Origin of the sequence: Gordonia sp. (in: high G+C Gram-positive bacteria) (genome assembly GCF_047602025.1) — a bacterium.
In the GTDB taxonomy this organism is placed as follows: Bacteria; Actinomycetota; Actinomycetes; order Mycobacteriales; family Mycobacteriaceae; genus Gordonia.
Map to the genome: position 1 here is coordinate 1,887,277 of NZ_JASGII010000001.1, position 24,596 is coordinate 1,911,872.

Consider the following 24,596-nt stretch of genomic DNA (forward strand, 5'->3'; position numbering starts at 1 on the left):
GGCCTCAAGTCAACCCCACCCGACCGACATCGCGGCCGGTCGACACTCCCCCGCCGCCACGCGAGACGCGGGGTCAGCCCCGGAGGGGACGCCGGGCAAACCACGCCGCGACGACGGCCCCGGAGATGTTGTGCCATACGGAGAACACCGCCGACGGGAGCGCGGCCAGCGGCGAGAAGTGCGCGGTCGCCAACGTCGCGGCAAGGCCCGAGTTCTGCATGCCGACCTCGAAGACGAGTGCACGGCGCGCCTTCTCATCGAGCCGCCCAGCCGACCGGCGAGATAGCCGAGCGCGAAGCCGAAGCCGTTGTGCAGCACGACCGCGAGGAACACGATCGCACCGGCGGTCGCGATCTTCGCCGCACTGCCGGCCACGACGATCGCGACGATCAGGGCGATGACGACAGCCGACACCCAGGGCAGCGCGGGCAGGACCCTGGCCACCCAGCGCTTAGCGACCAGGCGGACCAGCAGGCCCACCACGACCGGAATCAGCACCGTCTTGAGAATGTCGACGACCATCCCGCCTGCGTCGATCTTCAGGTAGGAGCCGGCCAACCACCAGACGAGCAGCGGCGTCAGCACCGGCGCGAGCAGCGTCGAAACCGACGCGACGGCGACCGACAGCGCGACGTCGCCCTTGGCGAGGAAGGCCATGACGTTCGACGCCGTCCCCGACGGTGCGCATCCAACGAGGATGACGCCGACGGCCAGCTCGGGGGCCAGGTGCAGTCCGTGGGCGATCAGCCAGCCCGCGCCCGGCATGATCACGTAGTGCGCGACGATGCCGAGCACCACGGCCCACGGGCGGCGCGCGACGGCGGCGAAGTCGGGCGGGGTCAGCGTCAACCCCATGCAGAACATGATCACGCCGAGCAGGTACGGCACCTGGTGGCCCAGCGGGGTGAATGCCCCCGGGGCGAGGTAGCCGGCGATCCCGGCCGCCAGGACCAACAGCGGGAAGACCGTCACCGCCGTCCGGGCCAGTCGCTCCTCGGTGGCCGGCTCCGGCGCACTCACTTGGCGCTACGGATGCACGGCTCGGCCGGCTCGTAGGCCAGGTCGAAGGTCACCGAGCCCGCGCTCGCCGTCCACGTGAAGTGGCCCGTCGACGTCACCTGGATGTCCTTCGGGTCGGCCTTCTTGACGTGCTCGACGGTGCCCTCGTTGACCGGCAGCTGGCACTGCAGCCAATACGACTGCTCGGTGTCGCCCTTGTTGATGGGCTTGCCCTGCTCGCGCAGGATGAAGCGCTTCACGCGGTAGGCGACGTAGTAGTCAGGGGCGTCGTCATCCTTCTTCAGCGACACCTTCGGGCACGCGTAGGGCGACTTGTCCTCATCCCAGGTCAACAGCAGCGAGGCCCCCGCCGGGCTGCGCCAGGTGGTGCCCGCCTGCCCCTGCACCGGTTCCTCGGCGAGCGCGTCCGCGATCTTCGTCTTCGCGTCGAAGTAGCGCTCCTTGATGTACTCCGGCGGCATCGTCCAGCACTTGCGGGTCACCTCGTCGACCTCGCCGGCGTTGATGTCGCGGATCCACTGCTGCAGGCTCGGATAGCTCTCCGCGCCGGAGTTCACGACGATCTGCGAGCGCGGCGAATCGCCCGCGCGGCTGGTCACCCGGTGGTACACGAAGGCCGCGACGAGTCCGGCGACGAGGACCGCGATGACGAGGAACAGCCAGCGCCGGCCCGTGGCGCTGCGCTGCGGGGTGGACTCCATGGCGACTATTGGATCACATGACCAGGTTTGCGGCAGCGCGCTACACCGGGTCGCCGGTCGGGTCCACGGCCTGCTCCAGCAGACTGCGCCGGTAGGCCTCGAGCGCGACGAGGTCGCCGAACACCCCGTTGTAGTCCGCGTCGTCGGTCGGCGACATGCGGCGCAGGCGCGACTTGATGTCGGCGATCTGCTGACCGACCCACACCTCCTGAAGCCGGGCGAGCACCGATCCGACGTACCGCGGCACCGCGTCGTCGTCGACGCGCATCGGTTCGACGGCGAGCTCGGTGACCAGCGGTGCGATCGACTGGTCGTCGACGGCGTTGTGCACGGCGTCGACCCATTGCGCCCCGCCCAGGCCCGACGCGGTGTCGCCGAGCGAGCGCATGGCGGCGCGGATCGTCGTGTAGGCCGGTTCGGTGAAGCACTCGAGGGGCAGGGAGTCGAAGACGGTGCCGGCGATCGCCGGGTACTGCAGCGCGGCCTTGAGCGCCTCGCGCTGCGGCCACAGCCGCGGGTCGCCGGGCAGCGGCTTGGCGGTCGGCGGCGGCGTCGACTCGGCCTCCGGGCGGGTGCGCGGCGGTTCCAGCCGGCGCGTCGCGGGTCCGCGGCGCCGACTGTTCTTCTTGGACTCCTCGCGCACGCGCCGCAGCACCTGCGACACGTCCTCCCAGCCGACCCACCCGGCGAGCTGGCGGGCGTACTCGTCGCGCAGGGCGACGTCCTTGATGCGCGCGACGACGGGCACCGTCTCGCGCAGCGCGTGCACGCGCCCCTCGGCGGTGTCGAGGTCGTGGTTCTTCAGCAGGGTCTTCACCGCGAACTCGAACATCGGGATGCGCCGGGCGACCAGGTCGCGGACGGCGGCCTCGCCCTGCTGCTGGCGTAGTTCGCACGGGTCCATGCCGTCGGGGGCGATGGCGACGAAGGTCTGTCCGGCGATGGCCTGCTCGCCCTCGAAGGCCTTCATCGCGGCGGCCTGGCCGGCGGCGTCGCCGTCGAAGGTGTAGATCACCTCGCCGCGGTAGTAGGAGTCGTCCATCATCAGGCGGCGGATGAGCGCGAGGTGGTCGTCGCCGAAGGCGGTGCCACAGCTGGCGACGGCAGTGGTGACGCCGGACAGGTGCATGGCCATGACGTCGGTGTAGCCCTCGACGATGACGACCTGGTGTCCCTTCGCGATGTTCTTCTTCGCGTGGTCGAGCCCGAAGAGCACCTGCGACTTCTTGTAGAGCATCGTCTCGGGCGTGTTCATGTACTTGCCCATGTTGTCGTCGTCGTAGAGCTTGCGCGCGCCAAAGCCGATGATGTCGCCGCCGAGGTTCTTGATCGGCCACAACAGTCGGCGGTGGAAGCGGTCGATCGGCCCCTGGCGCCCCATCTTGGAAAGCCCGGCCGCCTCGAGCTCCTTGAACTCGAAGCCCTGCGACAGCAGTGCCTTCGTCATGGTGTCCCACCCGGCGGGCGCGTACCCGCAACCGAACTGCAGGGCCGCCTGGCCGTCGAAGTCGCGCTCGGTCAGATAGTCGCGGGCGGTCTGCGCATCCGGGGTGCGCAACTGCTCGGCGTAGAACTTCTGCGCGGCGGCGTTGGCCGCGACGAGGCGCGCCCGGGTGCCGCGGTCGCGCTGGACGCTGGTGCCGCCGCCCTCGTAGTTGATGCGGTAGCCGACCTTGTCGGCCATCTGCTCCACGGCCTCGACGAAGCTGATGTGTTCCTGCTTCTGCAGGAAGGAGTAGACGTCGCCGCCCTCGCCGCAGCCGAAACAGTGGAAGTGGCCATGATTGGGTCGGACGTGGAACGACGGGGTCTTCTCGTCGTGGAACGGGCACAGGCCGGTGAGGCGGTCCGCGCCGGCGCGCTTGAGGGCGACATAGTCGCCGATGACGTCCTCGATCCGGACTTGCTCACGGATCGCCGTGATGTCTCGATCGGGGATTCGGCCTGCCACGGGTTCAGTCTAGTGCTTATCCGAGGTGGGCCTGGATGCCGGAATTACTCTTGTCCGTCCGCTCCAGACGCCCTTCGGTCATCGACGCGATCTGGTCGACGACAACGCGCAGGCGCGCACCGTCGTCGTCGGCCGCCTCCCACGCCGGGACGAACAGCGGATCGAGGCCGCCGGCGCCGGCCTCGCTCATCCAGGTGGCGACGCGGTGGATGCGCTCGCGCTGGCGGTCCTGCACGGCCAGGTGGCGCTGGTCGGAGAAGATGAACTGCAGCGCCATCGTCTTGAGGACGGCGACCTCGGCGGCGACGAGCGGCGGGACCTGCAGGTCGGTCTCGTAGCGCACGGCCGGACGGTCGCCGAGGTGCTCGCGGGTGGCCATGACGGCGGCGGTCGCGAACCGGCCGATCAACTCCGAGGTCATCCGCTTGAGGGCGACCGCACTGGTCAGGGTGCCGTCGTAGGCGCCGACGGCGCGCACGACATCCATCTCCGAGAGTCGCTCGGCGGCCTCGATGAGCTCGTTCTCGTCGAGCCCCTTGAAGTGGGTGACGGCCAGCTGCGCGAGGATCTGCCGCTCGGCCGGGTCGGCCAGCGACCGTAGGTCGAGGCGGTCGGAGATGACCCCGTCCTCGACGTCGTGCACGGAGTAGGCGATGTCGTCGGACCAGTCCATCACCTGCGACTCGAGCGACTGCCGACGCTCGGGCGCACCCTCCCGGACCCACGCGAGCGCGTCGGCGTCGTCGTCGTACGCGCCGAATTTGCTGCCCGGCTCGCCCCGCGTCCACGGGTACTTGAGGGTGGCGTCCAGCGAGGCCCGCGTCAGGTTCAGCCCGGCGCTGTTGCCGTCGGCGTCGAGGATCTTGGGCTCGAGACGGGTGAGGATGCGCAAATTCTGTGCATTGCCCTCGAAGCCGCCGATGTCGGCGGCCACCTCGTCGAGCGCGCGCTCGCCGTTGTGCCCGTAGGGCGGGTGCCCGATGTCGTGGGCGAGGCCCGCCAGTTCGACCAGGTCGGGGTCGCATCCGACGCCGACGGCGATGCCCCGTCCGATCTGACCGACCTCCAACGAGTGGGTCAAGCGGGTGCGCGGGGTGTCGCCCTCGCGCGGTCCGACGACCTGGGTCTTGTCGGCGAGCCGGCGCAGCGCCGCGCAGTGCAGCACCCGCGCACGGTCGCGCGAGAAGTCGGTGCGGTGCTCGATGCTGCTGCCGGGCAGGCCGGCCTGCTTGTCCCCCTCGGGGACGCGCCGCTCCACGTCGGCCGCACGGTAGGCGGCGCCGAAACTCGGGTCAGTCAAGCACCCAGCCCCGGTCGACGGCGAAGTCGGTGACGCGCTGACGGATCAGCACGATCTGCGCCGCGGTCAGCGAGCCGGACGTGTCCAGCAGGATCTCGGTGATCTCCTCGTTGAAGCTGGCCGCATCCATCGAACCGTGGCCGGTGCTGCGCGGGCGGCGCTCACGACGCTCATGGCGGTCATCCCGGCGGTCGTCGCGACGACGGTCGTCCCGGCGGTGGTCGTCACGGCGATCATCGCGGCGGAAGTCGGAGCGGCGCTCGGCGCGGGCGTCGGCGTCGCCGCCCGGCGGGGCCTCCTGGGTCAGCACGACGTTGGTGGCCTTCGCCCCGCGGTCGGTGTCTTCGACGTCGAACTCGACGACGGCACCCGCCCGCAGTTTCGACTCGTCGATGTCGAGGTCGTTGATGTGGATGAACACATCGGCGCCACCCTCTTCCGGCGCGACGAACCCGAATCCCTTGTTGGGATCGAAATGCACAATCTTCCCGCTGACAGCCACGGCCCTACCCACTTCCACACACTCACAAACACACGAACGTCGGGGCCGGATCGGCGCCGCGACCCCTCTATCCTCGCAGATCGTGCTTGGCTGGGGTGATGGACCAGCGCATCAGTTTCATCACGCTCGCCGTCGCCGACGTCGAACGGTCTCGGCGCTTCTACATCGACGGGCTCGGCTGGCGGGAGGAACTGTTTGTTCCCGGCGAAGTCCTGATGATCCGCGCGGGCGAGCACTTGATGCTCTCGCTGTGGGATGAGCGCGGATTCGAAAGCGAGGTCGGGCCGATCCGACGCGGTGACGGCCTGGTGCCGGTGACCCTCGCCCACAACGTGCGCACCGAGGCGCAGGTCGACGAAATCCTCTCGCTGGCGCGCCGCATCGGCGCCGACCCGGTCGGCGAGGCGATCAAGCGCGATTGGGGCGGATACACCGGGTACTTCGGCGATCCCGACGGCTACCGCTGGGAGATCGCCGTGAACCCCGGGCCGACGGGCGAGCTGGTGCTCCCCGACTGAGCGCACCGTCGCAACCGCCGACAATCAACCCGGCGTTTCCACCGGTATCCGAGGAAAACGACAGGCTGATCGAGCGTCAGGCGCCGAGGAGCTTGCCGCCGAGGTATTCGGCGACCTTGTCGAGGGCGACGCGCTCCTGGGTCATGGAGTCGCGCTCGCGGATGGTGACGGCCTTGTCGTCGAGGGTGTCGAAGTCGACGGTGATGCAGAACGGCGTGCCGATCTCGTCCTGGCGGCGGTAGCGCTTGCCGATGCTCTGGGTGTCGTCGTACTCAATGGTCCAGTGCTTGCGCAGCTCGTCGGCGAGGTCGCGCGCGGTCGGTGCGAGCTCTTCCTTCTTCGACAGCGGCAGCACCGCGGCCTTGACCGGCGCGAGGCGGCGGTCGAGTTTGAGGACGGTGCGCGAGTCGGTGCCGCCCTTGGCGTTGGGCACCTCTTCCTCGACGTAGGCGTCGCACAGGAAGGCCATCATCGAACGGCCGAGGCCGGCTGCCGGCTCGATCACGTACGGCGTGTACTTCTCGCCGCTGGCCTGGTCGAAGTAGACGAGTTCCTCGCCCGAGTGCTTCGAGTGCGTCGACAGGTCGTAGTCGGTGCGGTTGGCGATGCCCTCGAGCTCGCCCCACGGGTTGCCGGCGAAGCCGAACTTGTACTCGACGTCGGTGGTGCCCTTGGAGTAGTGCGACAGCTTTTCCAGGGGGTGCACGAACAGCCGCAGGTTGTCCGGGTTGATGCCGAGATCGACGTACCAGTCGTGGCGCGCGTTGATCCAGTACTCGTGCCACTTCTCGTCGTCGCCCGGCTTGACGAAGAACTCCATCTCCATCTGCTCGAACTCGCGGGTGCGGAAGATGAAGTTGCCCGGCGTGATCTCGTTGCGGAAGCTCTTGCCGATCTGGGCGATGCCGAACGGCGGCTTCTTGCGCGCGGTGGTCATCACGTTCTTGAAGTTGATGAAGATGCCCTGCGCGGTCTCCGGGCGCAGGTAGTGCAGCCCCTCCTCGTCGGCGACCGGGCCGAGGAAGGTTTTCATCAGCCCGGAGAACTCGCGCGGCTCGGTCCACTTGCCGGGCTGGCCGGTCTCCGGGTCCTTGATGTCGGCGAGGCCATTGGCCGGCGGGTGGCCGTGCTTGAGTTCGTAGGCCTCGATCAGGTGGTCGGCGCGGTACCGCTTGTGCGTGTGGAGTGACTCGACGAGCGGGTCGCTGAAGACCTCGACGTGGCCCGAGGCCTCCCACACCTGGCGGGGCAGGATGACTGACGAGTCCAGGCCGACGACGTCATCGCGGCTGGTGACCATCGAGCGCCACCACTGGTCCTTGATGTTGTTCTTCAGCTCGACGCCGAGCGGGCCGTAATCCCACGCCGAGCGCGTGCCGCCGTAGATCTCGCCGCAGGGGAACACCAGGCCGCGCCGCTTGGCGAGGTTGACGACGGCTTCAACGTTGGACTGCTCGGCCACGGGTAGCACTTCTCCTGGTCAGCTGGGGAATAGCGGGTCTGGACTGGCCTCTCAGCCTAGTCGTAGCCGCCGCGGTACCCACCGCGCCCCCGCTATGCGCCGCCGAGGCCGGCCGCCCACTCGGCGACTCGTGCGTCACTCTCCTCCGGCGAGAGGTCCTCGACGCGCGTCATGATCGACCAGCGGACGCCGAACGGGTCCCGGATGCTGGCGAACCGATCACCCGAGACGAAGGTCGACGGGGCTTCACGAATCGTCGCGCCGGCCGCCACGGCGCGGGCGGTGAGGGCGTCGGCATCGGGGCAATAGAAGCCGATCGAGTAGCAGTCGTCCTCCCCCTCGGGCTGTGGAACAAGGTGGTAGTCGGCCACCGGTTCGCCCAGTTGCAGGTGCCCGTTGCCGAAGTCCAGTTCCGCGTGGTGGACGACCCCGTCGGACTCGGTCACGCCGAGCACCGTCGCGCCGAAGACGTCGCGGTAGAAGTCGATGGCGCCCTTCGCGTTGCGGATCGCCAGGAACGGGGTCAGGGTCGTGAACCCGTGCGGGGTGCCGTCGGTGGTGTGGCGACCATTTGCTGCCGAAATCGATTCGTTCATGGGACCAACGCTAGGAACCCGACGCCTGCTGCCGCTTGTAGATTCGCGACAGCTTCGGCCACGTTCAAGCGCCTATCCTGGACCCGTGGTCGATCCCTCGCGCGGCGTCCTCTATCCGGCCCGGTTGCCGACGTTCACCCGCCTCGGGCCGCCGCCGCGCGCCGCCGAGCTCGTAGTTTGGTTCTGGATCCCCGAGTGGGACATCGCGCCCGGGCGGTCCTCGCGGCAAGAAGTCGTGTCATTCCCGGCGTCGAACCTCGTCGTCGAGCCCGACGGTGTCGTGCTGTCCGGACCGACGACGCGCATCTCTCACCGCGACCTGAGCGGCACCGGGTGGGCGGTTGGCACCCTGTTGCGACCGGCCGCCGTCGCCGCCCTCACCGACGATCCCGGAGCGCACCGTGATTCGTACACGCCGGTTGACGCCCCCGACCTGCACGCCGCCGTGTGCGCGGCGATGGTCGGCTCCGCAGCCTCCGCGCGGCACGCGACAGCCGTCGAAGTCTTCAGCGACTGGCTCGTCGAGCGGGTCGGCGAGCCAACTCCCGACGCCCGTCTGGCGGGTGCGATGGCCGAGCTGCTGATGACCGACTCGTCGGTGGTGCGCCTGGCCGATGCCGCCGCCGCCCTGTGTGTCTCTCAGCGAACACTGCAACGGCTCGCGCGCCGCTATGTCGGCCTCTCCCCGGCGGCGATGATCCGGCGACGGCGACTGCAGGAGGCGGCGCAGCTCATTCGCGACTACCCGCACGCCGATCTGTCCGCCATTGCCGCCGACCTCGGCTACAGCGATCACGCGCACCTGACCAAGGATTTCGCGGCGGTGCTCGCGTTCACACCCAGTGTGTATCGCGCCACGGTCCGGCCAAATGAAAACAGCTTCCGATAAGATTGTTTTGTTGCACTCCGGAGGAGACCAGCATGAGCAGCCAGCCCCACGACCGCGCCAACGTCCGCACGGACAACGCCGCGCTCGACGCCGCCAGTGACCTGCTGCGCGCACTCGCCGCGCCGGCCCGCATCGCCATCGTGATGCTCCTGGCCGATGCGCCGCGCTGCGTCCATCAGCTCGTCGACGAGCTCAAACTGAACCAGCCGCAGGTCAGCCAGCACCTGCGCGTCCTGCGCGACCTCGAACTCGTCGAGGGCCGTCGCCGCGGCCGCGAGGTCGAGTACGCCCTCGTCGACGACCACGTCGCGCACATCGTCACCGACGCCATCGTCCACGCATGCGAGCGCATCGACGAGACGTGCGAGCGCACCCCGGTACCCGCTCCCGCTCAGCGTCCGCGTCCCCGACCGGTTCCGACGGCACACCGGTGAGCGACCACGGCACTCCCCCGGTCACCGGGCAGCGGAACACCCGCCAGCGCGCGGCCATCGCCGACGTGTTGTCGACGTCGGGCGACTTCCGCTCGGCCCAGCAGATCCACGACGAACTGGTCGACCGCGGCGAATCGATCGGCCTGACGACGGTCTACCGCAACCTCCAGGCGCTGGCCGCCTCCGGCATCATCGACGCACTGTGGGACGGCTCGGGCGAGACCCGCTACCGACACTGTTCGTCGTCGCACCACCATCACCTGGTGTGCCGCGCGTGCGGGACGACCGTCGAGATCCACGCCGACGAGGTCGAGGCGTGGGCGAAGAAGGTCGCGGCCGCGCACGACTTCGCCGACATCAGTCACACCGTCGAGATCTTCGGCACCTGCGCGGACTGCCAGCGCTAGTCCAGATCGTCGGCCAGCGCCGACCCGCCCGAGAGCACCAGGTGCAGGACGGTGAGCAGCGGGATGTCGTCGATCTCGCCGAGCGGGAACGCGTAGGACAGCAACACGTCGGTGTGCCGTTCGGCCGGCTGCGCGCGGCGCAGCGTGCCGAAACTGATGTTCGCGCCGCGATCCTCCAGCAGGTCGCGCAGGCGGTCGTCATTGGTGACCTTGCGCCCGACCAGCTGCGTCACCGACACGACCTGCAGCCCCTCGGCCAACTGCAGCACGCGGACCGAGGCGCGCGTGGTGCCGACGTGCACCAGCACCGACTCGTCGTCGGCCTCCTCGACCGTGCCGAGCTCGGCCAACAGGCCGGAGAGTCGCTTCAGCTCGCTCACTTGACGCCGCCGAACCGCCGGTCGCGCTCGGCGTACTCGAGGCAGGCCGCCCACAGGTCGCGACGGTCGAAGTCGGGGAACAACTTCTCCTGGAAGACGAACTCGGCGTAGGCCGACTGCCACAGCAGGAAGTTCGACAGCCGCTGCTCCCCCGACGGCCGCAGGAACAGGTCGACGTCGGGCATGTCCGGTTCGTCGAGGTACTTGGCGAAGGTCTTCTCGTTGATCCGCTTGGGATCGATCTCGCCGCGCGCGACGCGCATCGCGATCTCCCGCGCGGCGTCGGCGATCTCGTAGCGGCCGCCGTAGTTGACGCACATGGTCAGCGTCATGACGGAGTTGTTCTTCGTGAGCTCTTCGGCGACCTCGAGCTCGCGGATCACGCTGCGCCACAGCCGCGGTCGACGACCGGCCCAGCGCACGCGCACGCCCATCTCGTTCATCTCGTCGCGACGGCGGCGGATGACGTCGCGGTTGAAGCCCATCAGGAACTTCACCTCTTCGGGGCTGCGCGCCCAGTTCTCGGTGGAGAACGCGTACGCCGACAACCACTTCACGCCGATTTCGATGCAGCCGCACACGGTGTCCATCAGGACCGCTTCGCCGCGCTTGTGGCCCTCGGTGCGCGGGAGGCCGCGGTCGGTGGCCCAGCGGCCGTTGCCGTCCATCACCAGGGCGACGTGGTTCGGCACGAACTCGGCCGGGATCGCCGGCGGCCGCGCGCCGGACGGGTGCGGGTCGGGCGGTCGGACGGTGCTCACATCGCAACCCTATGGGGATCGCCGCGCTCGATGAGCGGAAGGGTGCGCAGCTGTCGTTCCAGGTGCCACTGCAGGTGCGCGGCGATCAGTCCGCTGGCCTGGCGCTGCAACGACTCCGACGCCTCCTCCGTGACCGCCCACTGGCCGCGGAACATCGCGTCCATCAGGTCCAGCACCCCCGGCGACGGCATCGCCGCACCGGCCGGACGGCAGTGCACGCACACCGCGCCGCCGGCCGCGACGTGGAAGGCGCGGTGCGGCCCCGGGGTGGCGCAGCGGGCGCACACGTCCAGCGCCGGCATCCACCCCGCGCAGTGCATCGCGCGCAGCAGAAAGGCGTCGAGGATCAGCTGGTTCTCCCGCGTCTGCGACGCCAGTGCGCGCAGCGCTCCGACGGTCAGCCGATGCAGATCGGGGGCGGGTGCCCGCTCCTCACCGGCGAGGCGCTCGGCGGTCTCCAGCACCGCGCAGGCGGTCGTGTAGCGGGCATAGTCGGCGACGATGGCGTCGGCGAGGGCGTCGATGCTCTGCACCTGCGTGATGGTGTCGAGGTTGCGGCCCGGGTAGAGGCAGATGTCGACGTGGGCGAAGGGTTCCAGGCGCGCGCCGAACTTCGACCGAGTGCGCCGGACGCCCTTGGCGACCGCGCGGACGAGCCCGTGCTGACTGGTCAGCAGGGTGATGATGCGGTCGGCCTCGCCCAGCTTGTGCTGGCGCAGGACGACGGCCTCGTCGCGGTAGAACCTCACCGCGTCATTCTGTCACCGATGTCGGACGACGTTCGGTTGTGACACGGGCTCCTCGACGGCCTCGTGGCGACCCGGGCCCGGCGCGATCGTGTCCTGGATGGGGGCCTCGTTGACGGTGACCGAGTCGGCGACGTCGGCGTCGACCAGCTTGGCCAACCGCGGCGGCACCGACAGCGCGTTGGGCCGGCGGAACCAGCCCTTGCGGTCGTAGTACTTGGTGCTGATCAGACCCAGCACCAGGCCGACGACGAGCAGCACGGTGGTCTTGAGCACCGCCCGCATGATGCCCGAGCCGGGGTCGGCGTCAAAGTACAGGATCGAGCGCACCCCGTAGTAGACGATGTGCATCGGTTCGACGGCCGCGATGGCGCTGAAGATCCGCGGGCTCGCCTCCAACGGCACGGTTCCGCCCGACGACGGCAGCCCGAGGATGACGAAGTAGATCAGGTTCAGCAACAGGCCGGTGTTGCCGAAAGCGGCCATCATCGCACTCGACGTCACACCGACCGCGGTGATCGTCAACACCGAATACGCCCACAGCACGAACGCATTGGGCAGGGATGTCCCCACCAGATGACAGACCAGCAGGAACAGCCCCGACTGCACCACGGCGATGATCAGCATGATCACCCACTTGGACACCAGCGTCCCGAACCGCGCTACCGGGAGGCGTTTGCGCAGCAGGAAAAGCGGGCCGAACTCGATCGGCATCTGGCCCAGCTGGGCGTCGACGAGGATGTGGACCATCATCGCGCCGGTGAACCCGGCCAGGATCAGCAACAGCGTGAAGTAGAACGCGCTGAGCCCGTTGGCGGCACCGTCGGGCAGGGGTTCGGGCTCGGAGACGACGACGTTGATCGGTTTGGACAGGGCCAATTGCGACGCCCCGGCCAGCTTGAAGTCCTTGCCCACCTGGGAGCGCACGTTGTCGAGTAGCTGCGCACCGGCCTGCTCGTTGACCTGCACGCGCATCTCGTCGGCCAGGATCGTGGTGATCGACGACGCGAACGTCCCCGAGCCGCGGTGGATCAGCACGTCGATCCGCGGTTGCACCGGCTTGTTCTGCAACACCGACGCTCGCGCGAGGCCGAGCATGAGGTTGGTGAAGTTCGCGTCGATCGCGATGACGCCGTAGACCTTGCCGGCATAGAGCTTGTCCATCGCGTCCGACCGGCTCATCTGCTGCAGGACAATCCCCTGCTTGGCCGTCGTCGGGACCAGCTGCTCGACGATCTGCTTGCCGACGTTCATCTCCGGCTCGTCGGGGGCCACCCGGCCGCCGGTGTCCTCGTTGACCAGCGCGACGTGGAAGTCGTGGAGGTTGGCCCGGGTATTGACGACCGCACCCAGGTAGGCGGCGGCCATCAGGCTCATCAACGCGATGACGATTGCGACCGGGGCGATCCAGAACCGCGGGTGCCCGACGACGTCGCGGACCGCCGCGCGCTCCTGCTCGTCGTGCCGCACATCGGATTCGATCCCCGGACTCATGCGGTCATTCTTGCACTAGTGGGCTAGAAACCCATCCGGCGCAACTGCTTCGGGTCGCGCTGCCAATCCTTGGCGACCTTGACGCGCAGGTCGAGGAAGACCTTGCACCCGAGGAGCCGTTCGATCTGCGCGCGGGCCTGCGTGCCGACGTCGCGCAACCGGGAGCCGCGGTGGCCGATGATGATGCCCTTCTGGCTGTCGCGCTCGACGTAGACGATCGCGTGGACGTCCACCATCGGCGGGTCCGACCCTTCGCGGGGGATCACCTCGTCGATGACGACGGCCAGCGAGTGCGGCAGCTCGTCGCGCACGCCCTCCAGGGCCGCCTCGCGGATGAACTCGGCCATCAGGACCTGCTCGGGCTCGTCGGTCAGCTCCCCGTCGGGGTAGAACGCGGGACCGGGCTCCATCAGGGAGACCAGCAGGTCGACCAGCACGTCGAGCTGTTTGCCGGTCTTCGCCGACACCGGGATGACCTCGCTGTCATCCCCGAGCAGCCGCGACAGCGCGATGAGCTGCTCGGCGACCTTGTCCGGGGTCACGCGGTCGATCTTGGTGACGATGCCCAGAATCGTCGTCTTCGGGGCCATCGTGCGCACCTGCTCGATGATCCAGCGGTCGCCCGGGCCGATCGCCTCGTCGGCGGGGATGCAGATGCAGACGACGTCGACCTCGGAGTAGGTGTCACGCACCAGGTCGTTGAGCCGTTGGCCGAGCAGCGTCCGCGGTTTGTGCAGGCCGGGGGTGTCGACGAGGATCAGCTGCGCGTCGGGCCGGTTGACGATGCCGCGAATGGTGTGGCGCGTCGTCTGCGGCCGGTTCGAGGTGATCGCGATCTTCTCCCCCACCAGCGCGTTGGTCAGCGTCGACTTGCCGGTGTTGGGGCGCCCGACGAAGCAGACGAATCCGGACCGGAACTCCGGTGCGTCAGTCATCGATCGGTTCTCCCTTGCGGTCGGTGCGGATGACGGCGGCCGTCGGGCTCAGCTCGCGCAGGGCGGCCAGGCCGGGGTCGTCGTCGACGCCGGCGACGAGGACCGCCGCCTCGAATCCGGTGGCTCCGCTGGCGACGGCGGTCGCGACCGCCACCTGCAGCGCCGACAGCTCGAGGGCGGCGAGCGAGACCGCCGCGCCGGCGTAGGTGCGGCCGTCGACGTCGCGCACGGCGGCTCCCGAGGCGGCCTGCGCGCGGGCCATCGCCCCGCGCGCCAGCGTCACGAGCTTCGCGTCGTCGGGCTCAAGCGGCGCCATGGTCGGCCTCCCGCCGCGCCGACTCGTCCGCGCCGGACTCCTCGTCGGCCACGGGTTCGACGCGGTCGACCAGCACCGACGTGATGCGCTGGCGGCCGCGACGGTTCGGACCGCCCTCGGCGACGAGCCGCAGCCCGTTGTAGACGACTTCGGCACCGGGCAGCGGGACGCGGCCCAGGACCAGCGCGACCAGGCCGCCGACGGTCTCGACGTCGTCCTCGTCGATGTCGAGGCCGAACAGCTCGCCGAGGTCTTCGACGGGCAGCCGCGAAGACACGCGGTACTTGCCGTCGGCCAGCTCGGTGACCGGCGCGACCTCGCCGCGGTCGTACTCGTCGGCGATCTCGCCGACGATCTCCTCGAGCACGTCCTCGATGGTGACCAGGCCGGCGATGCCGCCGTACTCGTCGACGAGCATCGCCATGTGGTTGCGGCTGCGCTGCATGTCGGCCAGGACCTTGTCGAGGGTCTTCGAGTCGGGGATGAACTCGGCCGGGCGCATCACCTCGGCGATCTGGACCGATGCGGCGAGCCCGGCGATCGCGCGGCTCGTCACGTCCTTGAGGTAGACGACGCCGCGGATGTCGTCGGGGTTCTCCCCGATGACCGGCAGCCGCGAGTGGCCCGAGCGGATCGCCAGGCTGGCGGCCTGTGCGGCGTTCTTGTCCTGCTCGATCCAGATCATCTCGGTGCGCGGCACCATGATCTCGCGCACGTGGGTGTCGGCGAGGTCGATGACCGACTGGATCATCCGGCGCTCCTCGTCCTCCACGACGCCGCGCTCGGTCGCCATGTCGACGACCTCGCGCAGCTCGATCTCGGTGGAGAACGGCCCGTTGCGGAAGCCCTTGCCGGGGGTCACGGCGTTACCGATGAGGATCAGCAGTCGGGTCAGCGGGGTGAGCAGCGTGCCGACGGCCTGCAACACGGGCGCGGCGATGATGCCGAAGGTGTAGGCGTGTTGGCGCCCCAGGGTGCGCGGGCCGACGCCGACGACGACGAAGGACACGACGGTCATGATGGCGATGGCCGCGAGCAGCCCCCACGCGGTTCCCCACAGCCGCACCAGGGCGAGTGCGGCGAACGCGGTGGCCGCGGTTTCACAGATCACGCGCAGAAAGACGACGAGGGCGACGTAGGTCGAGCGCTGCTCGAGGACGGCCTGCAATCGTTTGGCGCCGGGCCGGCCCTGGCTGACCAGGTCCGCGACGCGGGCCGGCGAGGCCGTGCTCAGCGCCGCGTCGAGGGCGGCAAAGACGCCGCCGACCGGGGTGAGCGCCGCCGCGACGAGGAGGAAGACGGTTTCCGAGGACACGGCTCAGTCCTCGTCGACATCGGCGAAGCCGATCTTGCGGAGCAGATCCTCGTCGCGCTTCGACTGGTGTGCGGCACGGTCGCGGTTGCGGCGGTCGTCGTACCACTCGCCGAGGATCGCGTTCTGCAGGCCGAACATCTCGCGCTCCTCCTCGGCGTCGGCGTGGTCGTAGCCGAGCAGGTGCAGCACGCCGTGGACGGTGAGGACCGCGAGTTCGTGGTCGAAGGAGTGGCGCGCCTCCTTGGCCTGCGCCTGGGCGAACTCGGGGCACAGCACGATGTCGCCGAGGGTGGCCGGACCGGGCTCGGCCGCATCGGGGCGACCGGCGCCGGGGGTGAGCTCATCCATCGGGAAGCTCATCACGTCGGTGGGGCCGGGCAGGTCCATCCACTTCATGTGCAGGTCGGCCATGGTGTCGAGGTCGACGAAGATCACCGACAGCTCGGCGCCGGGGTGGACGTCCATCCGGGCGATCGCGAACTTCGCCGCGTCGAGGACCAGGTCGGTGGGGACGTCGACGCCGGACTCGTTGGCCAGCTCGATGCTCACCGACGGCGCTCCCGTCCGGCGCGGCGCTCGGACCGGTTGCCGCCGCCGTTCTCGTCACGGTCGTAGGCGTCGACGATATTGGCGACGAGCCGGTGCCGCACGACGTCGGCGCTGGTGAGCCGGGCGAAGTGGATGTCGTCGATGCCCTCGAGGATGCGCGTGGCGGCGTTGAGCCCGCTCTCCGCGCCGCCGGGCAGGTCGACCTGGGTGACGTCGCCGGTGACGACGACCTTCGAGCCGAAGCCGAGGCGGGTGAGGAACATCTTCATCTGTTCGCCCGTGGTGTTCTGCGCCTCGTCGAGGATGATGAACGAATCATTCAGGGTGTTGTGGGTCAGCAGAAAATCCTCGGTGACGTAAAGCGAGTCCTCGGCGGCAACCCGGATGCAAACCGCTTCTTCAGTGCCGACGGTCTCAATGCTCTCGACGTAGCGTTTCGGCGCCTTGACGCCGCCTTCGAGATAGCGCTCAGCCTTTCGCGCGAGTCGGAACGGTGCCAAGCCCTCGGGCAGCCGGATATCGACGACGTGCGCATCATGCCGATATGGCACTTCCCGCCCGCGAGCGTTCCCCGGCTTTCGGCCTTCGGCTGCACGCGTGCGGCAGTAGGCGACGCCGCCCAGGGACTGGACCAGGAACACCACATCGTCGCGGAGCTGATCCGACACGGTCGTGTACTGAATACGGCTGGTACGCCCGGCTTGCCGGACCGGACCACCATCTGTGTCCAAAAGGCCCTGCAGCACCGCGAGTCGCACCTCAGCGGAATTGTGGAGGTACTCCCTTGGAATGAACTTCGTATCGGACTTGGTGCCCCACAAGCCCAGTCGGCGCATCGCGCCCGTGACGGGATTCTCCAGGTTCACTGCCTCACCTGGTAGTCGCACCCGATTGAGGATGTAATCGACCTCAGTCTTCTGCCGGACGACAACCCCGGGGATCACTGACTTCGAGCGCCTCCGCCAACTCCGGGTCCTTCGTTGCGAAGGAGGGCGTAGCGACTCCTGCGATACAGCCGTCGCCGAGCAACAAACCGAGTGCGTAGGCGTCAAAAGGAACGGGGATGGCTGGGAACTCGACCGGGCTGGCAAGCAGCGGAACCTCGTACCGGTGGTAGTGCGCGGCGCGGAGGTTTCCGACCATCTCTTTCGCAGCGAGCACTCGCGGACCTCTGCCACGCCGACGATCGTCGCGCGTGTAAACAGACCAAAGGTGGTCATCCGAGCAGAGTGTGGTTGCGCCATCCTGAGTCGTCAATCGAACGATGCTCTTGAACCCCTGCGGGTAGACCCCCAGCACTTCGGTCGGCTTTCCATCGGAGCCGATTACCTCGTCGCCTATGCAAAGCTCGCCGATCGGTTTGAATCCAGTCGGTGTCAGGACGCGCGTCGAGAGCGGCTGTGCTCGGCCCCGCATGTACGCCAGCGGAGCGACCTCGATGACACCCGCGGCCATCAGCTTCGGAATCGCCTCGGGATCCATCATGTCGTGCAGCGCGTCGTAGAGCGGGCGCAGATACGGGTCGATCTTCTCGCTGAGCGTGCCCGGCAGGAAGCCGAGGCGCTCGCCGGCCTCGACGGCCGGGCGGGTCAAGATGATGCGGGTGACCTCCTTGGCCTGCAGCGCGGCGACGGCCTTGGCCATAGCCAGGTAGGTCTTGCCGGTACCAGCCGGGCCGAGCCCGAACACGATGGTGTTCTCGTCGATCGCGTCGACGTAGCGCTTCTGGTTGAGCGTCTTGGGCCGGATGGTCTTGCCGCGCCGGGAGATGATGTCCAGGCTCAGGACCTGCGCCGGCGACTCGGCCGACGGGTCGGCGAGCATCGCCACCGAGCGGCGCACGGCGTCGGGGGTGAGCGGGGTGCCGCGGCCGACGACGTCGAGCAGCTCGGCGACGACGCGGTCGGCGGTCGCCACGTCGGCGGGACTGCCGGACAGGGTGATGCGGTTGCCGCGCGCATGGATGTCGGCGTCGAGCAGTTCTTCGAGGACCCGCAGGTTCACATCGCCGGTGCCGAGCAAACCGATGATCCGCTCAGGTGCGACCTCCACCACCGTTTCGGCGTGCGGTTGATCGGCTTGCGTCACGTGCGACATCACTCCTCTTGTTGGCGCTGGGACCAGTGTATCCGCGTCCGGCGGTCAACTCGCCAGTCAAATACCCAGCAGGCGCAGCGTCTGCCGCGTACACGCGCTGCGCGGGTCGACGAAGGCGTCGTGTCCCTCGCCGGGCACGACGACGAGTTCGGCCGACTGCCCGCGCTCGGTGACGGCCTCGACGTAGCGGCGGCTGGACTCGACCGGCACCGCGGCGTCGTCGCCGGCATGGATCGCGATGATGTGCGCGTCGCACACCGGCGCGAGGATGGGCGAGGCCTGCGCGTAGCGCTCCGGGATCTCGTCGTAGCGCCGTCCCATCAGGTTGCGCGGGGTCGGCCGGTGCCGCGCCAGTTCGTGCGTCAGGTCCAAGACCGCGGACTGCGCGACGACGCGGGTGATGCGCGCGGTGGCGGTGCGGGCGCCCAGCGTCGCGGTCCCCCACACGGCGAGCAGTCCGCCGGCGGAGTGCCCGACGACGGCGACGTCGTCGACTTCCAGGCGTGCCGCAAGATCAACCGGCAGTGCCGCGGGGACGAGGTCGTCGAGGGCGCGCAGCGCCGCCAACGCGTCGTCACCGGTACCCGGCCAGCCGCCGCCCTGTTCCTCGACGCGGCGGTACTCGACGTTCCACACGGCGGCGCCGCGCTCGGCAAGCAGTCGGGCGATGGCGGTCTCGATGGTGAGGGTGAACCGGGTGGAGAAGAACCCGCCGTGGATCAGCACGACCAGCGGCACGCGGTCGCCCGGATTCGCCGGCTCGTAGAGGTGCCCGAACTGGGACTCGTGGCGGCCGTAGGCGACCTTGTGGCGCTTCAGTTCGGGCCCCGCTCGGCGTCGGCGTCCCAGCGGTCGGTCAGCACGCCCAGCGCACCCAGTGCGACGGCGGCGGCAGTCGATGTCCGCAGCACCTGCGGGCCGAGGACGCACGTGTGCGCACCGAGGGCCGACAGGTCGGCGAGCTCCTCGTCGGACAACCCGCCCTCGGGACCGACGACGAGCAGGACCTGCGGCGCCGCCCGGAAGTCGTGCTCGGCGAAAGCCCGGGTGCCGCTCTCGTGCAGTGCGACGACGATCCCGCCCTCGTCGAGGACGGCCGCGCAGCGGGCCCGGACATCGGTCATCGAGGCGAGGTCGGCGACCTCGGGGATCCAGGCGCGCCGGCTCTGTTTGGCCGCCGCGGCGGCCGCGGTGCGCCACTTGGCGACGCCCTTGTCGGCCTTCGACCCGACCCAGCGGGCGACGCTGCGGGAGGACTGCCAGGGCACGATCACGTCGACCCCGGCCTCGGTGGCCAGCTCGACGACCAACTCGGACCGCTCGGACTTCGGCAGCGCCTGGACGAGCGTGACGATCGGGCGCGGGCGGTCGACGAAGCGGTACTCGAGCGCACGGGCGCGCAGCGTGTCCTTGCCCCTGGTGGCGAGCACCTCGCACGTCGCCGTGGCGCCGGCCCCGTCGCCGAGCAGGATGGTCTCGCCAACGCCGATCCGGGTGACGGTCACCGCGTGACGGCCCTCGGGCCCGGAGAGTTCGGCCTCCGACCCGGCGACCGGCACCTCGTCGACCCAGAACAGCGGCGGGCTCATGGGTGCCTAGCGCCCGGCGAAGGCGCTGCGCAGCCGGGAGAACAGCCCGCTGCTGGTGCCGGTGGAGTTCGCCGACGCGAGCTCGATGGTCTCGCCGGAGTGCTCTTTGTACTCCTTGAGCAGTTCCGTCGTGCGCGCGTCGAGGCGTTGCGGGACGCTGACCTCGAGGTGGGCGTGCAGGTCGCCGCGGGCGCCGCTGTTGACGCGCGGCATGCCGTGGCCGCGGATCGTGGCGATCTGGCCGGGCTGGGTGCCGGCGGGGATCGTGATATCGATGCGCTCGCCGTCGAGGATGCCGTCGACGGTGAGGGCGCCGCCGAGCGCGGCATCGGCGAAGGGCACGTTCACGGTCACGTGCAGGTCGTCCTTGTCGCGCACGAAGGTCTCGTGGCGCTTCTCCTTGATCTCGACGTACAGGTCGCCGGCCGCGCCGCCGCCGGGACCGACCTCGCCCTGGCCGGACAGGCGCACCCGCATGCCGGCCTCGACGCCGGCCGGGATCTTGACGGTGACCGTCCGGCGCGTGCGCACGCGTCCGTCGCCGCCGCACTTGTGGCAGGGATCCGGGATGACCTCACCGGTACCACCGCAGGTCGGGCACTGGCGGACGGTCATCACCTGGCCGAGGAAGGAGCGCTGCACCGCCTGGATCTCGCCGGCGCCGTGGCAGGTCTCGCAGGCGACCGGCTTCGAGTCGCCGTTGGTGCCCGCCCCCGAGCACCCGTCGCACAGGATCGCGGTGTCGACGGTGATTTCCTTGTTGACCCCGGAGGCACATTCGGCCAGGTCGAGGGTCGTGTGGACCAGCGCGGGCTCGCCGGGCTGGACGCGGCTGCGCGGTCCGCGCCCGCCGAAGCCGCCGCCACCGCCGAAGCTGCCGCCGCCGAAGAACTGCTCGAAGATGTCGCCCAGTCCGCCACCGGCGAAACCGCCGCCGCCGGGACCGCCGAGCGGGTCGCCGCCGGCGTCGACGATGCGCCGCTTCTCCGGGTCGCTGAGCACCTCGTAGGCGGTGGTGACCTCCTTGAAGCGGTCCTCCTCGTCCGGGTTCAGATCGGGGTGCAGTTCACGGGCCAGCCGCCGGTAGGCGCGCTTGATCTCCTGATCGCTCGCCCCCGGCGAGACGCCCAGGATTCCGTAGTAGTCAGCCACTGTCGTCTATTCCTCGTTCGATTCGTCGTGCGGCGCCGCGAGCGGTGGGCTCAGCGTTCGGCCAGCACCTCTCCAACGTACTTGGCCACCGCGGCCACCGATGCAATGGAGTTCGGGTAGTCCATCCGGGTGGGGCCGAGCACGCCGACGCTGCCGAACACCGTGCCGCTGGCGCCGTAGGCCGTCGACACCACCGACGCTCCGCGGAGGTTGTCGGTCTCGGTCTCCTGACCGATCTGCACGGTCACCTGTCCGGTGCCCTGGGTGCGGGCCAGCAACTTGAGCACGACGACCTGTTCCTCCAGCGCCTCGAGGACCGAGTCCATGCCACCGAGGTCGGCGGAGAAGTCGGACGCCGCGCGCGCCAGGTTCGACGTCCCGCCGAGCACCAGCCGGTCCTCCTCCCGTTCGACGAGTGTCTCGACCAGTACCGCGGCGACCGCGATCACCAGGTCCGACATCTCGCGGGGCGCGGAGTTGGCGACGTCGGCGACCGCAGCGGAGGCCTCCGCGAGGCGCTTGCCGTCGAGGGCGGCGGAGAAGGCGTCACGCAGACCGGCGACCTCCTCGTCGGAGATATCGCGGCTGAGCGCGACCATCCGCTGCTCGACGCGGCCGCTGTCGGTGATCACGACCAGCAGCAGGCGCGCCGGCGTCAGCGCGACGATCTCCAGGTGGCGGACCGTCGCGGCCGAGAGCACCGGGTATTGGATGACGGCGACCTGGCGGGTCAGCTCGGCGAGGAGTTTGACCGACCGGCGCAGCACGTCGTCGAGGTCGACGCTGGAGTCGAGGACCGACATGATCGCCCGACGCTCGGCCTGGGAGAGCGGTTTGATCTCACTGATGCGGTCGACGAAGAGGCGGTAGCCCTTGTCGGTGGGGACGCGCCCGGAGCTGGTGTGCGGCTGGGCGATGTAGCCCTCGGCCTCCAGGACGGCCATGTCGTTGCGGACCGTCGCGCTGGACACGCCCAACTTGTGCTTCTCCACCAGGGCCTTCGACCCGATCGGCTCCTGCGACGAGACGTAGTCGGTGACGATGGCGCGCAACACCTCGAACCGGCGGTCGTCGGTCGACGTCATCGGCAAGTCCCCTCCCGGCAATCGAGCGTGCAATATGGTGGTTGACAACCATATTAGGCGCGAACGGCGGGGCGATGATCTTCAAGGCGGTGCTGGACGGGAAGCCGTATCCCGAGCACAACCTCGCTCCCCGCGACTGGGCGAAGATTCCGCCGCGGCAGTTCCGCCTCGACCAGCTGACGACGGTCACCAGCGTGCTGGCCCTCGACAAGCTCCTGTCCGAGGATTCGACCTTCTACGGCGACCTGTTCTCGCACGTCGTGAAGTGGCGCGGCGAGATCTACCTCGAGGACGGCCTGCACCGCGCGGTCCGCAGCGCCCTGCGGAACCGCCCGATCATCCACGCGCGCCTGCTCGACCTCGACGCCGTCGACCTCTCCCCCGGTGCCGCGCCGCTGCAGGAGCAGGCGGTACGGCCCTCCGTCGCCCGGCACCGCGCGCCGTAGCCGATGACCGCCCTGGTGGCCCCCGACGCGGGGCGCTGGCAGTCGTGGTCGGCGATGATCAGCGACTTCGACGGCCCCGGCGAGATGCACGGTTCCGGCGAGTGGAACCTGTCCGGCCCGCCGGTCCCCGGTCGCGACGGCTGCGCCGCGTTCGTCACCATGACCGAGCGCTGCTCGCCCGCCGATCCCGCGGGCACCCGCGTGCCGTCGACGTATTTCTGGATCGCCGCCGACGACGGCGCCACCGACGACGAGCTGGTCGGATTCCTGCACCTGCGCCACGAACTCAACGACTTCCTGCTCGCCGAGGGCGGCCATATCGGCTATGCGGTGCGCCCGTCGGCCCGCCGGCGGGGGCATGCGACGCGGGCACTCCGGCTGGGCCTGGCCGAAGCGGCCGCGCTGGGCATCGCCGAGGTCCTGGTGACGTGCGACGACGACAACACCGCCTCGCGGCGGGCGATCGAGAAGTGCGGCGGGGTCCTCGAGGACGTGCGCGACGGCAAGCGCAGGTACTGGATCTCCACTCGCGCGTAGCCGTTGTCGTCGCGCGTTGACGATTGCGCCCGCGCGACGACAATCCGCTCGCGGGAGATCAGTCGACGAGGATCTGGCGCACGACCCCGTCGGCCAGGAGGCGGCCGGCATCGGTGAGCACGTAGGCGTCATCGACTACCCGCAACAGCCCGTCGGCGACGGCGGTGTCGGCGCGCGCCCGCTCCCCGTCGTCGAGCTCGGAAACCGGCAGCCCCGTGCGCATCCGCAACCGCAGCATGACCGCCTCGGTGTGCGCGTCCCCGGCGTCGACGACCTCGAAGCCGTCGCCGGGCCACTCGCCCTCGTCGAGCGCCGTCGCATAGGTCGCCGGGTGTATGCGGTTCCACCAGCGGGCGCCCGCGACGTGCGAGTGGGCACCGGGGCCGATGCCCCACCAGTCGTCGCTGCGCCAATAGGCCTCGTTGTGCCGACACGCGCCGTCGGCGCCGCGCGCCCAGTTCGACACCTCGTACCAGTCGAAGCCCGCGTCGGACAGCCGGGCGTCGATCCGCTCGTACCGCGACGCCAGCACGTCGTCGTCGGGAGCGGGAATCTCTCCGCGGCGCACCTTGCGGGCAAACGCGGTCCCGTCCTCGACGATGAGCGCGTACGCCGAGACGTGGTCGACCGGGGCCGACAGCACCGCGTCGAGCGTCGCATCGAGGTCGGCGTCGGTCTCCCCCGGCGTGCCGTAGATGACGTCGAGGTTCACGTGCTCGAACCCGGCGGCCGAGGCCTCCCGCGCCGCCGCCAGCGCCCGCCCGGGGGTGTGCGTGCGTTCCAGAATCGCCAGCACGTGGGCCGCCGCCGACTGCATGCCCAGCGACACCCGGGTGTACCCCGCGTCGCGGATCGTCGCGAAGAACTCCGGCGACGTCGACTCCGGATTCGACTCGGTCGTCACCTCGGCGCCCGGCGCGAGGTCGAAGCTGGTGCGGACCGCTCCCAGCAGGTCGGCCAGGCCGTCGCCGCCCAACAGCGACGGGGTGCCCCCGCCGACGAACACCGTCGTCACCGGGCGCGGGCCGAGCAGCCGCGCGGCTCCGTCGAGTTCCCGCTGTACCGCCGCCAGCCACGACTGCGGTGACGACGAGGACCCCAGCTCGCCGGCGGTGTACGTGTTGAAGTCGCAGTAGCCGCACCGCGTCGCACAGAACGGCACGTGCAAATACAGCCCGAGCCCCGCACCGGAACCGGCCGACGCGAGCCGCCGACCCACGGCGTCGGGCAGGTTGCGCCAGGAAACGGCGGACGGGCTGGTCACCGTTCCATCATCCCCCATCGGCCGCGCGCGCCCATCGGGCAGCGCACCGTCCCCGGTGTTTTATCTCACGATGATTGAAAGTCTGCCCAAGTAGACGCGGTGTGGGCAGACATGGCACTATGGGTCTCGTGACTACACGAGGACTGCGCC

Annotated in this window: 27 protein-coding genes and 1 pseudogene; 6 read left to right on the top strand and 22 right to left on the bottom strand. The window is 69.6% G+C overall.

Annotated elements, in window-relative coordinates; translation table 11 throughout:
- Positions 1-9 precede the first annotated feature (9 nt).
- Genes QM728_RS09380 through QM728_RS09400 form a run of 5 tightly spaced genes read right to left on the bottom strand, consistent with a single transcriptional unit; the run spans position 10 to position 5,474 of the window.
- Positions 10-1,020, bottom strand: a complete 1,011-nt coding sequence (locus tag QM728_RS09380; protein WP_415031757.1) for a bile acid:sodium symporter family protein — start codon at positions 1,018-1,020, stop codon at positions 10-12.
- Positions 1,017-1,721 carry a hypothetical protein gene (locus QM728_RS09385; protein ID WP_415031758.1) on the bottom strand — a complete coding sequence of 235 codons (705 nt, stop codon included), beginning with the start codon at positions 1,719-1,721 and terminating at the stop codon, positions 1,017-1,019. Before QM728_RS09385 ends, QM728_RS09380 begins: the two co-directional genes overlap by 4 nt.
- Before the next feature lie 40 nt (positions 1,722-1,761).
- Positions 1,762-3,672 (bottom strand): DNA primase, encoded by a 1,911-nt coding sequence (gene dnaG / locus QM728_RS09390; RefSeq protein WP_415031759.1) that lies wholly within the window; start codon positions 3,670-3,672, stop codon positions 1,762-1,764.
- Positions 3,673-3,688: 16 nt separating this feature from the next.
- Entirely contained in the window at positions 3,689-4,972 is a 1,284-nt protein-coding gene (locus QM728_RS09395; protein WP_415031760.1) for a deoxyguanosinetriphosphate triphosphohydrolase, read from the bottom strand.
- A complete protein-coding gene (locus QM728_RS09400) occupies positions 4,965-5,474 on the bottom strand; it encodes a cold-shock protein (RefSeq protein WP_415031761.1) in 510 nt (169 codons plus the stop codon). Before QM728_RS09400 ends, QM728_RS09395 begins: the two co-directional genes overlap by 8 nt.
- A gap of 98 nt (positions 5,475-5,572) precedes the next feature.
- Here QM728_RS09400 and QM728_RS09405 point away from each other — a divergent pair, with 98 nt between their 5' ends.
- Positions 5,573-5,992: a VOC family protein gene (locus tag QM728_RS09405; protein WP_415031762.1), complete on the top strand. Its 420-nt coding sequence runs from the start codon at positions 5,573-5,575 to the stop codon at positions 5,990-5,992.
- Between the two features lie 76 nt (positions 5,993-6,068).
- Here the strand turns inward: QM728_RS09405 and QM728_RS09410 are convergent, their stop codons facing one another.
- Positions 6,069-7,454, bottom strand: coding sequence for a glycine--tRNA ligase (locus QM728_RS09410; protein WP_415031763.1), 1,386 nt, complete (start codon positions 7,452-7,454; stop codon positions 6,069-6,071).
- Positions 7,455-7,546: 92 nt separating this feature from the next.
- Positions 7,547-8,050 (bottom strand): VOC family protein, encoded by a 504-nt coding sequence (locus QM728_RS09415; protein ID WP_415031764.1) that lies wholly within the window; start codon positions 8,048-8,050, stop codon positions 7,547-7,549.
- A gap of 85 nt (positions 8,051-8,135) precedes the next feature.
- Between QM728_RS09415 and QM728_RS09420 the strand changes: the two genes are divergently transcribed.
- The 3 genes from QM728_RS09420 to QM728_RS09430 are packed head-to-tail and all read left to right on the top strand — an operon-like array spanning position 8,136 to position 9,780.
- On the top strand, positions 8,136-8,939 hold the full coding sequence (locus QM728_RS09420) for a helix-turn-helix domain-containing protein (RefSeq protein WP_415031765.1): 804 nt from the start codon (positions 8,136-8,138) through the stop codon (positions 8,937-8,939).
- Positions 8,940-8,971: 32 nt separating this feature from the next.
- A complete protein-coding gene (locus tag QM728_RS09425; RefSeq protein WP_415031766.1) occupies positions 8,972-9,373 on the top strand; it encodes an ArsR/SmtB family transcription factor in 402 nt (133 codons plus the stop codon).
- The gene (locus QM728_RS09430; protein ID WP_415031767.1) at positions 9,370-9,780 is read left to right on the top strand and encodes a Fur family transcriptional regulator; all 411 of its coding nucleotides are present in this window, start codon (positions 9,370-9,372) and stop codon (positions 9,778-9,780) included. Before QM728_RS09425 ends, QM728_RS09430 begins: the two co-directional genes overlap by 4 nt.
- Here the strand turns inward: QM728_RS09430 and QM728_RS09435 are convergent.
- From QM728_RS09435 to hrcA, 14 genes are read right to left on the bottom strand one after another with little or no spacing between them, the layout of a single operon-like run.
- Positions 9,777-10,160 carry a hypothetical protein gene (locus QM728_RS09435; RefSeq protein ID WP_415031768.1) on the bottom strand — a complete coding sequence of 128 codons (384 nt, stop codon included), beginning with the start codon at positions 10,158-10,160 and terminating at the stop codon, positions 9,777-9,779. The two genes, QM728_RS09430 and QM728_RS09435, sit on opposite strands and share 4 nt — an antisense overlap.
- On the bottom strand, positions 10,157-10,921 hold the full coding sequence (locus QM728_RS09440) for an isoprenyl transferase (RefSeq protein WP_415031769.1): 765 nt from the start codon (positions 10,919-10,921) through the stop codon (positions 10,157-10,159). Before QM728_RS09440 ends, QM728_RS09435 begins: the two co-directional genes overlap by 4 nt.
- Positions 10,918-11,670, bottom strand: coding sequence for a DNA repair protein RecO (gene recO, locus QM728_RS09445; RefSeq protein ID WP_415031770.1), 753 nt, complete (start codon positions 11,668-11,670; stop codon positions 10,918-10,920). The genes QM728_RS09440 and recO overlap by 4 nt, the downstream gene beginning before the upstream one ends.
- 12 nt (positions 11,671-11,682) lie before the next feature.
- A complete protein-coding gene (locus tag QM728_RS09450; RefSeq protein ID WP_415031771.1) occupies positions 11,683-13,161 on the bottom strand; it encodes a YhgE/Pip domain-containing protein in 1,479 nt (492 codons plus the stop codon).
- Between the two features lie 23 nt (positions 13,162-13,184).
- A complete protein-coding gene (gene era / locus QM728_RS09455) occupies positions 13,185-14,096 on the bottom strand; it encodes a GTPase Era (protein ID WP_415031772.1) in 912 nt (303 codons plus the stop codon).
- Entirely contained in the window at positions 14,089-14,412 is a 324-nt protein-coding gene (locus QM728_RS09460) for a cytidine deaminase (RefSeq protein ID WP_415031773.1), read from the bottom strand. Before QM728_RS09460 ends, era begins: the two co-directional genes overlap by 8 nt.
- Positions 14,399-15,727: a hemolysin family protein gene (locus QM728_RS09465; RefSeq protein WP_415031774.1), complete on the bottom strand. Its 1,329-nt coding sequence runs from the start codon at positions 15,725-15,727 to the stop codon at positions 14,399-14,401. Before QM728_RS09465 ends, QM728_RS09460 begins: the two co-directional genes overlap by 14 nt.
- Before the next feature lie 3 nt (positions 15,728-15,730).
- Positions 15,731-16,276 carry an rRNA maturation RNase YbeY gene (ybeY, locus tag QM728_RS09470; protein ID WP_415031775.1) on the bottom strand — a complete coding sequence of 182 codons (546 nt, stop codon included), beginning with the start codon at positions 16,274-16,276 and terminating at the stop codon, positions 15,731-15,733.
- Positions 16,273-17,142: a PhoH family protein gene (locus QM728_RS09475; protein ID WP_415031776.1), complete on the bottom strand. Its 870-nt coding sequence runs from the start codon at positions 17,140-17,142 to the stop codon at positions 16,273-16,275. The genes ybeY and QM728_RS09475 overlap by 4 nt, the downstream gene beginning before the upstream one ends.
- A 43-nt stretch (positions 17,143-17,185) precedes the next feature.
- Complete coding sequence (locus QM728_RS09480; RefSeq protein ID WP_415031777.1) at positions 17,186-18,373, bottom strand: PhoH family protein; 1,188 nt, start codon at positions 18,371-18,373, stop codon at positions 17,186-17,188.
- Positions 18,374-18,430: 57 nt separating this feature from the next.
- Positions 18,431-19,192, bottom strand: coding sequence for an alpha/beta hydrolase family protein (locus QM728_RS09485; RefSeq protein ID WP_415032869.1), 762 nt, complete (start codon positions 19,190-19,192; stop codon positions 18,431-18,433).
- Entirely contained in the window at positions 19,189-19,962 is a 774-nt protein-coding gene (locus QM728_RS09490) for a 16S rRNA (uracil(1498)-N(3))-methyltransferase (protein WP_415031778.1), read from the bottom strand. The genes QM728_RS09485 and QM728_RS09490 overlap by 4 nt, the downstream gene beginning before the upstream one ends.
- Positions 19,963-19,968: 6 nt before the next feature.
- Positions 19,969-21,114 carry a molecular chaperone DnaJ gene (dnaJ, locus tag QM728_RS09495; RefSeq protein WP_415031779.1) on the bottom strand — a complete coding sequence of 382 codons (1,146 nt, stop codon included), beginning with the start codon at positions 21,112-21,114 and terminating at the stop codon, positions 19,969-19,971.
- Between the two features lie 50 nt (positions 21,115-21,164).
- The gene (gene hrcA / locus QM728_RS09500) at positions 21,165-22,199 is read right to left on the bottom strand and encodes a heat-inducible transcriptional repressor HrcA (RefSeq protein ID WP_415031780.1); all 1,035 of its coding nucleotides are present in this window, start codon (positions 22,197-22,199) and stop codon (positions 21,165-21,167) included.
- Between the two features lie 74 nt (positions 22,200-22,273).
- Between hrcA and QM728_RS09505 the strand changes: the two are divergent.
- Both QM728_RS09505 and QM728_RS09510 read left to right on the top strand, forming a co-directional pair.
- A pseudogene (locus tag QM728_RS09505) lies at positions 22,274-22,606 on the top strand (type II toxin-antitoxin system VapB family antitoxin); the annotation flags it as partial.
- A 42-nt stretch (positions 22,607-22,648) separates the two neighbouring features.
- On the top strand, positions 22,649-23,182 hold the full coding sequence (locus QM728_RS09510) for a GNAT family N-acetyltransferase (protein WP_415031781.1): 534 nt from the start codon (positions 22,649-22,651) through the stop codon (positions 23,180-23,182).
- A gap of 58 nt (positions 23,183-23,240) precedes the next feature.
- Here QM728_RS09510 and hemW read toward each other — a convergent pair whose 3' ends face one another.
- Positions 23,241-24,464 carry a radical SAM family heme chaperone HemW gene (gene hemW, locus QM728_RS09515; protein ID WP_415031782.1) on the bottom strand — a complete coding sequence of 408 codons (1,224 nt, stop codon included), beginning with the start codon at positions 24,462-24,464 and terminating at the stop codon, positions 23,241-23,243.
- Positions 24,465-24,596 lie beyond the last annotated feature (132 nt).

Coding starts and splice junctions, on each gene's coding strand:
- QM728_RS09385 (WP_415031758.1), bottom strand. CDS start 1,721: ATGGAGTCCACCCCGCAGCGCAGCGCCACGGGCCGGCGCTGGCTGTTC.
- QM728_RS09405 (WP_415031762.1), top strand. CDS start 5,573: ATGGACCAGCGCATCAGTTTCATCACGCTCGCCGTCGCCGACGTCGAA.
- QM728_RS09415 (WP_415031764.1), bottom strand. CDS start 8,050: ATGAACGAATCGATTTCGGCAGCAAATGGTCGCCACACCACCGACGGC.
- QM728_RS09425 (WP_415031766.1), top strand. CDS start 8,972: ATGAGCAGCCAGCCCCACGACCGCGCCAACGTCCGCACGGACAACGCC.
- QM728_RS09450 (WP_415031771.1), bottom strand. CDS start 13,161: ATGAGTCCGGGGATCGAATCCGATGTGCGGCACGACGAGCAGGAGCGC.
- era (WP_415031772.1), bottom strand. CDS start 14,096: ATGACTGACGCACCGGAGTTCCGGTCCGGATTCGTCTGCTTCGTCGGG.
- QM728_RS09460 (WP_415031773.1), bottom strand. CDS start 14,412: ATGGCGCCGCTTGAGCCCGACGACGCGAAGCTCGTGACGCTGGCGCGC.
- QM728_RS09480 (WP_415031777.1), bottom strand. CDS start 18,373: ATGTCGCACGTGACGCAAGCCGATCAACCGCACGCCGAAACGGTGGTG.
- QM728_RS09490 (WP_415031778.1), bottom strand. CDS start 19,962: ATGAGCCCGCCGCTGTTCTGGGTCGACGAGGTGCCGGTCGCCGGGTCG.
- hrcA (WP_415031780.1), bottom strand. CDS start 22,199: ATGACGTCGACCGACGACCGCCGGTTCGAGGTGTTGCGCGCCATCGTC.
- QM728_RS09510 (WP_415031781.1), top strand. CDS start 22,649: ATGACCGCCCTGGTGGCCCCCGACGCGGGGCGCTGGCAGTCGTGGTCG.
- hemW (WP_415031782.1), bottom strand. CDS start 24,464: ATGGGGGATGATGGAACGGTGACCAGCCCGTCCGCCGTTTCCTGGCGC.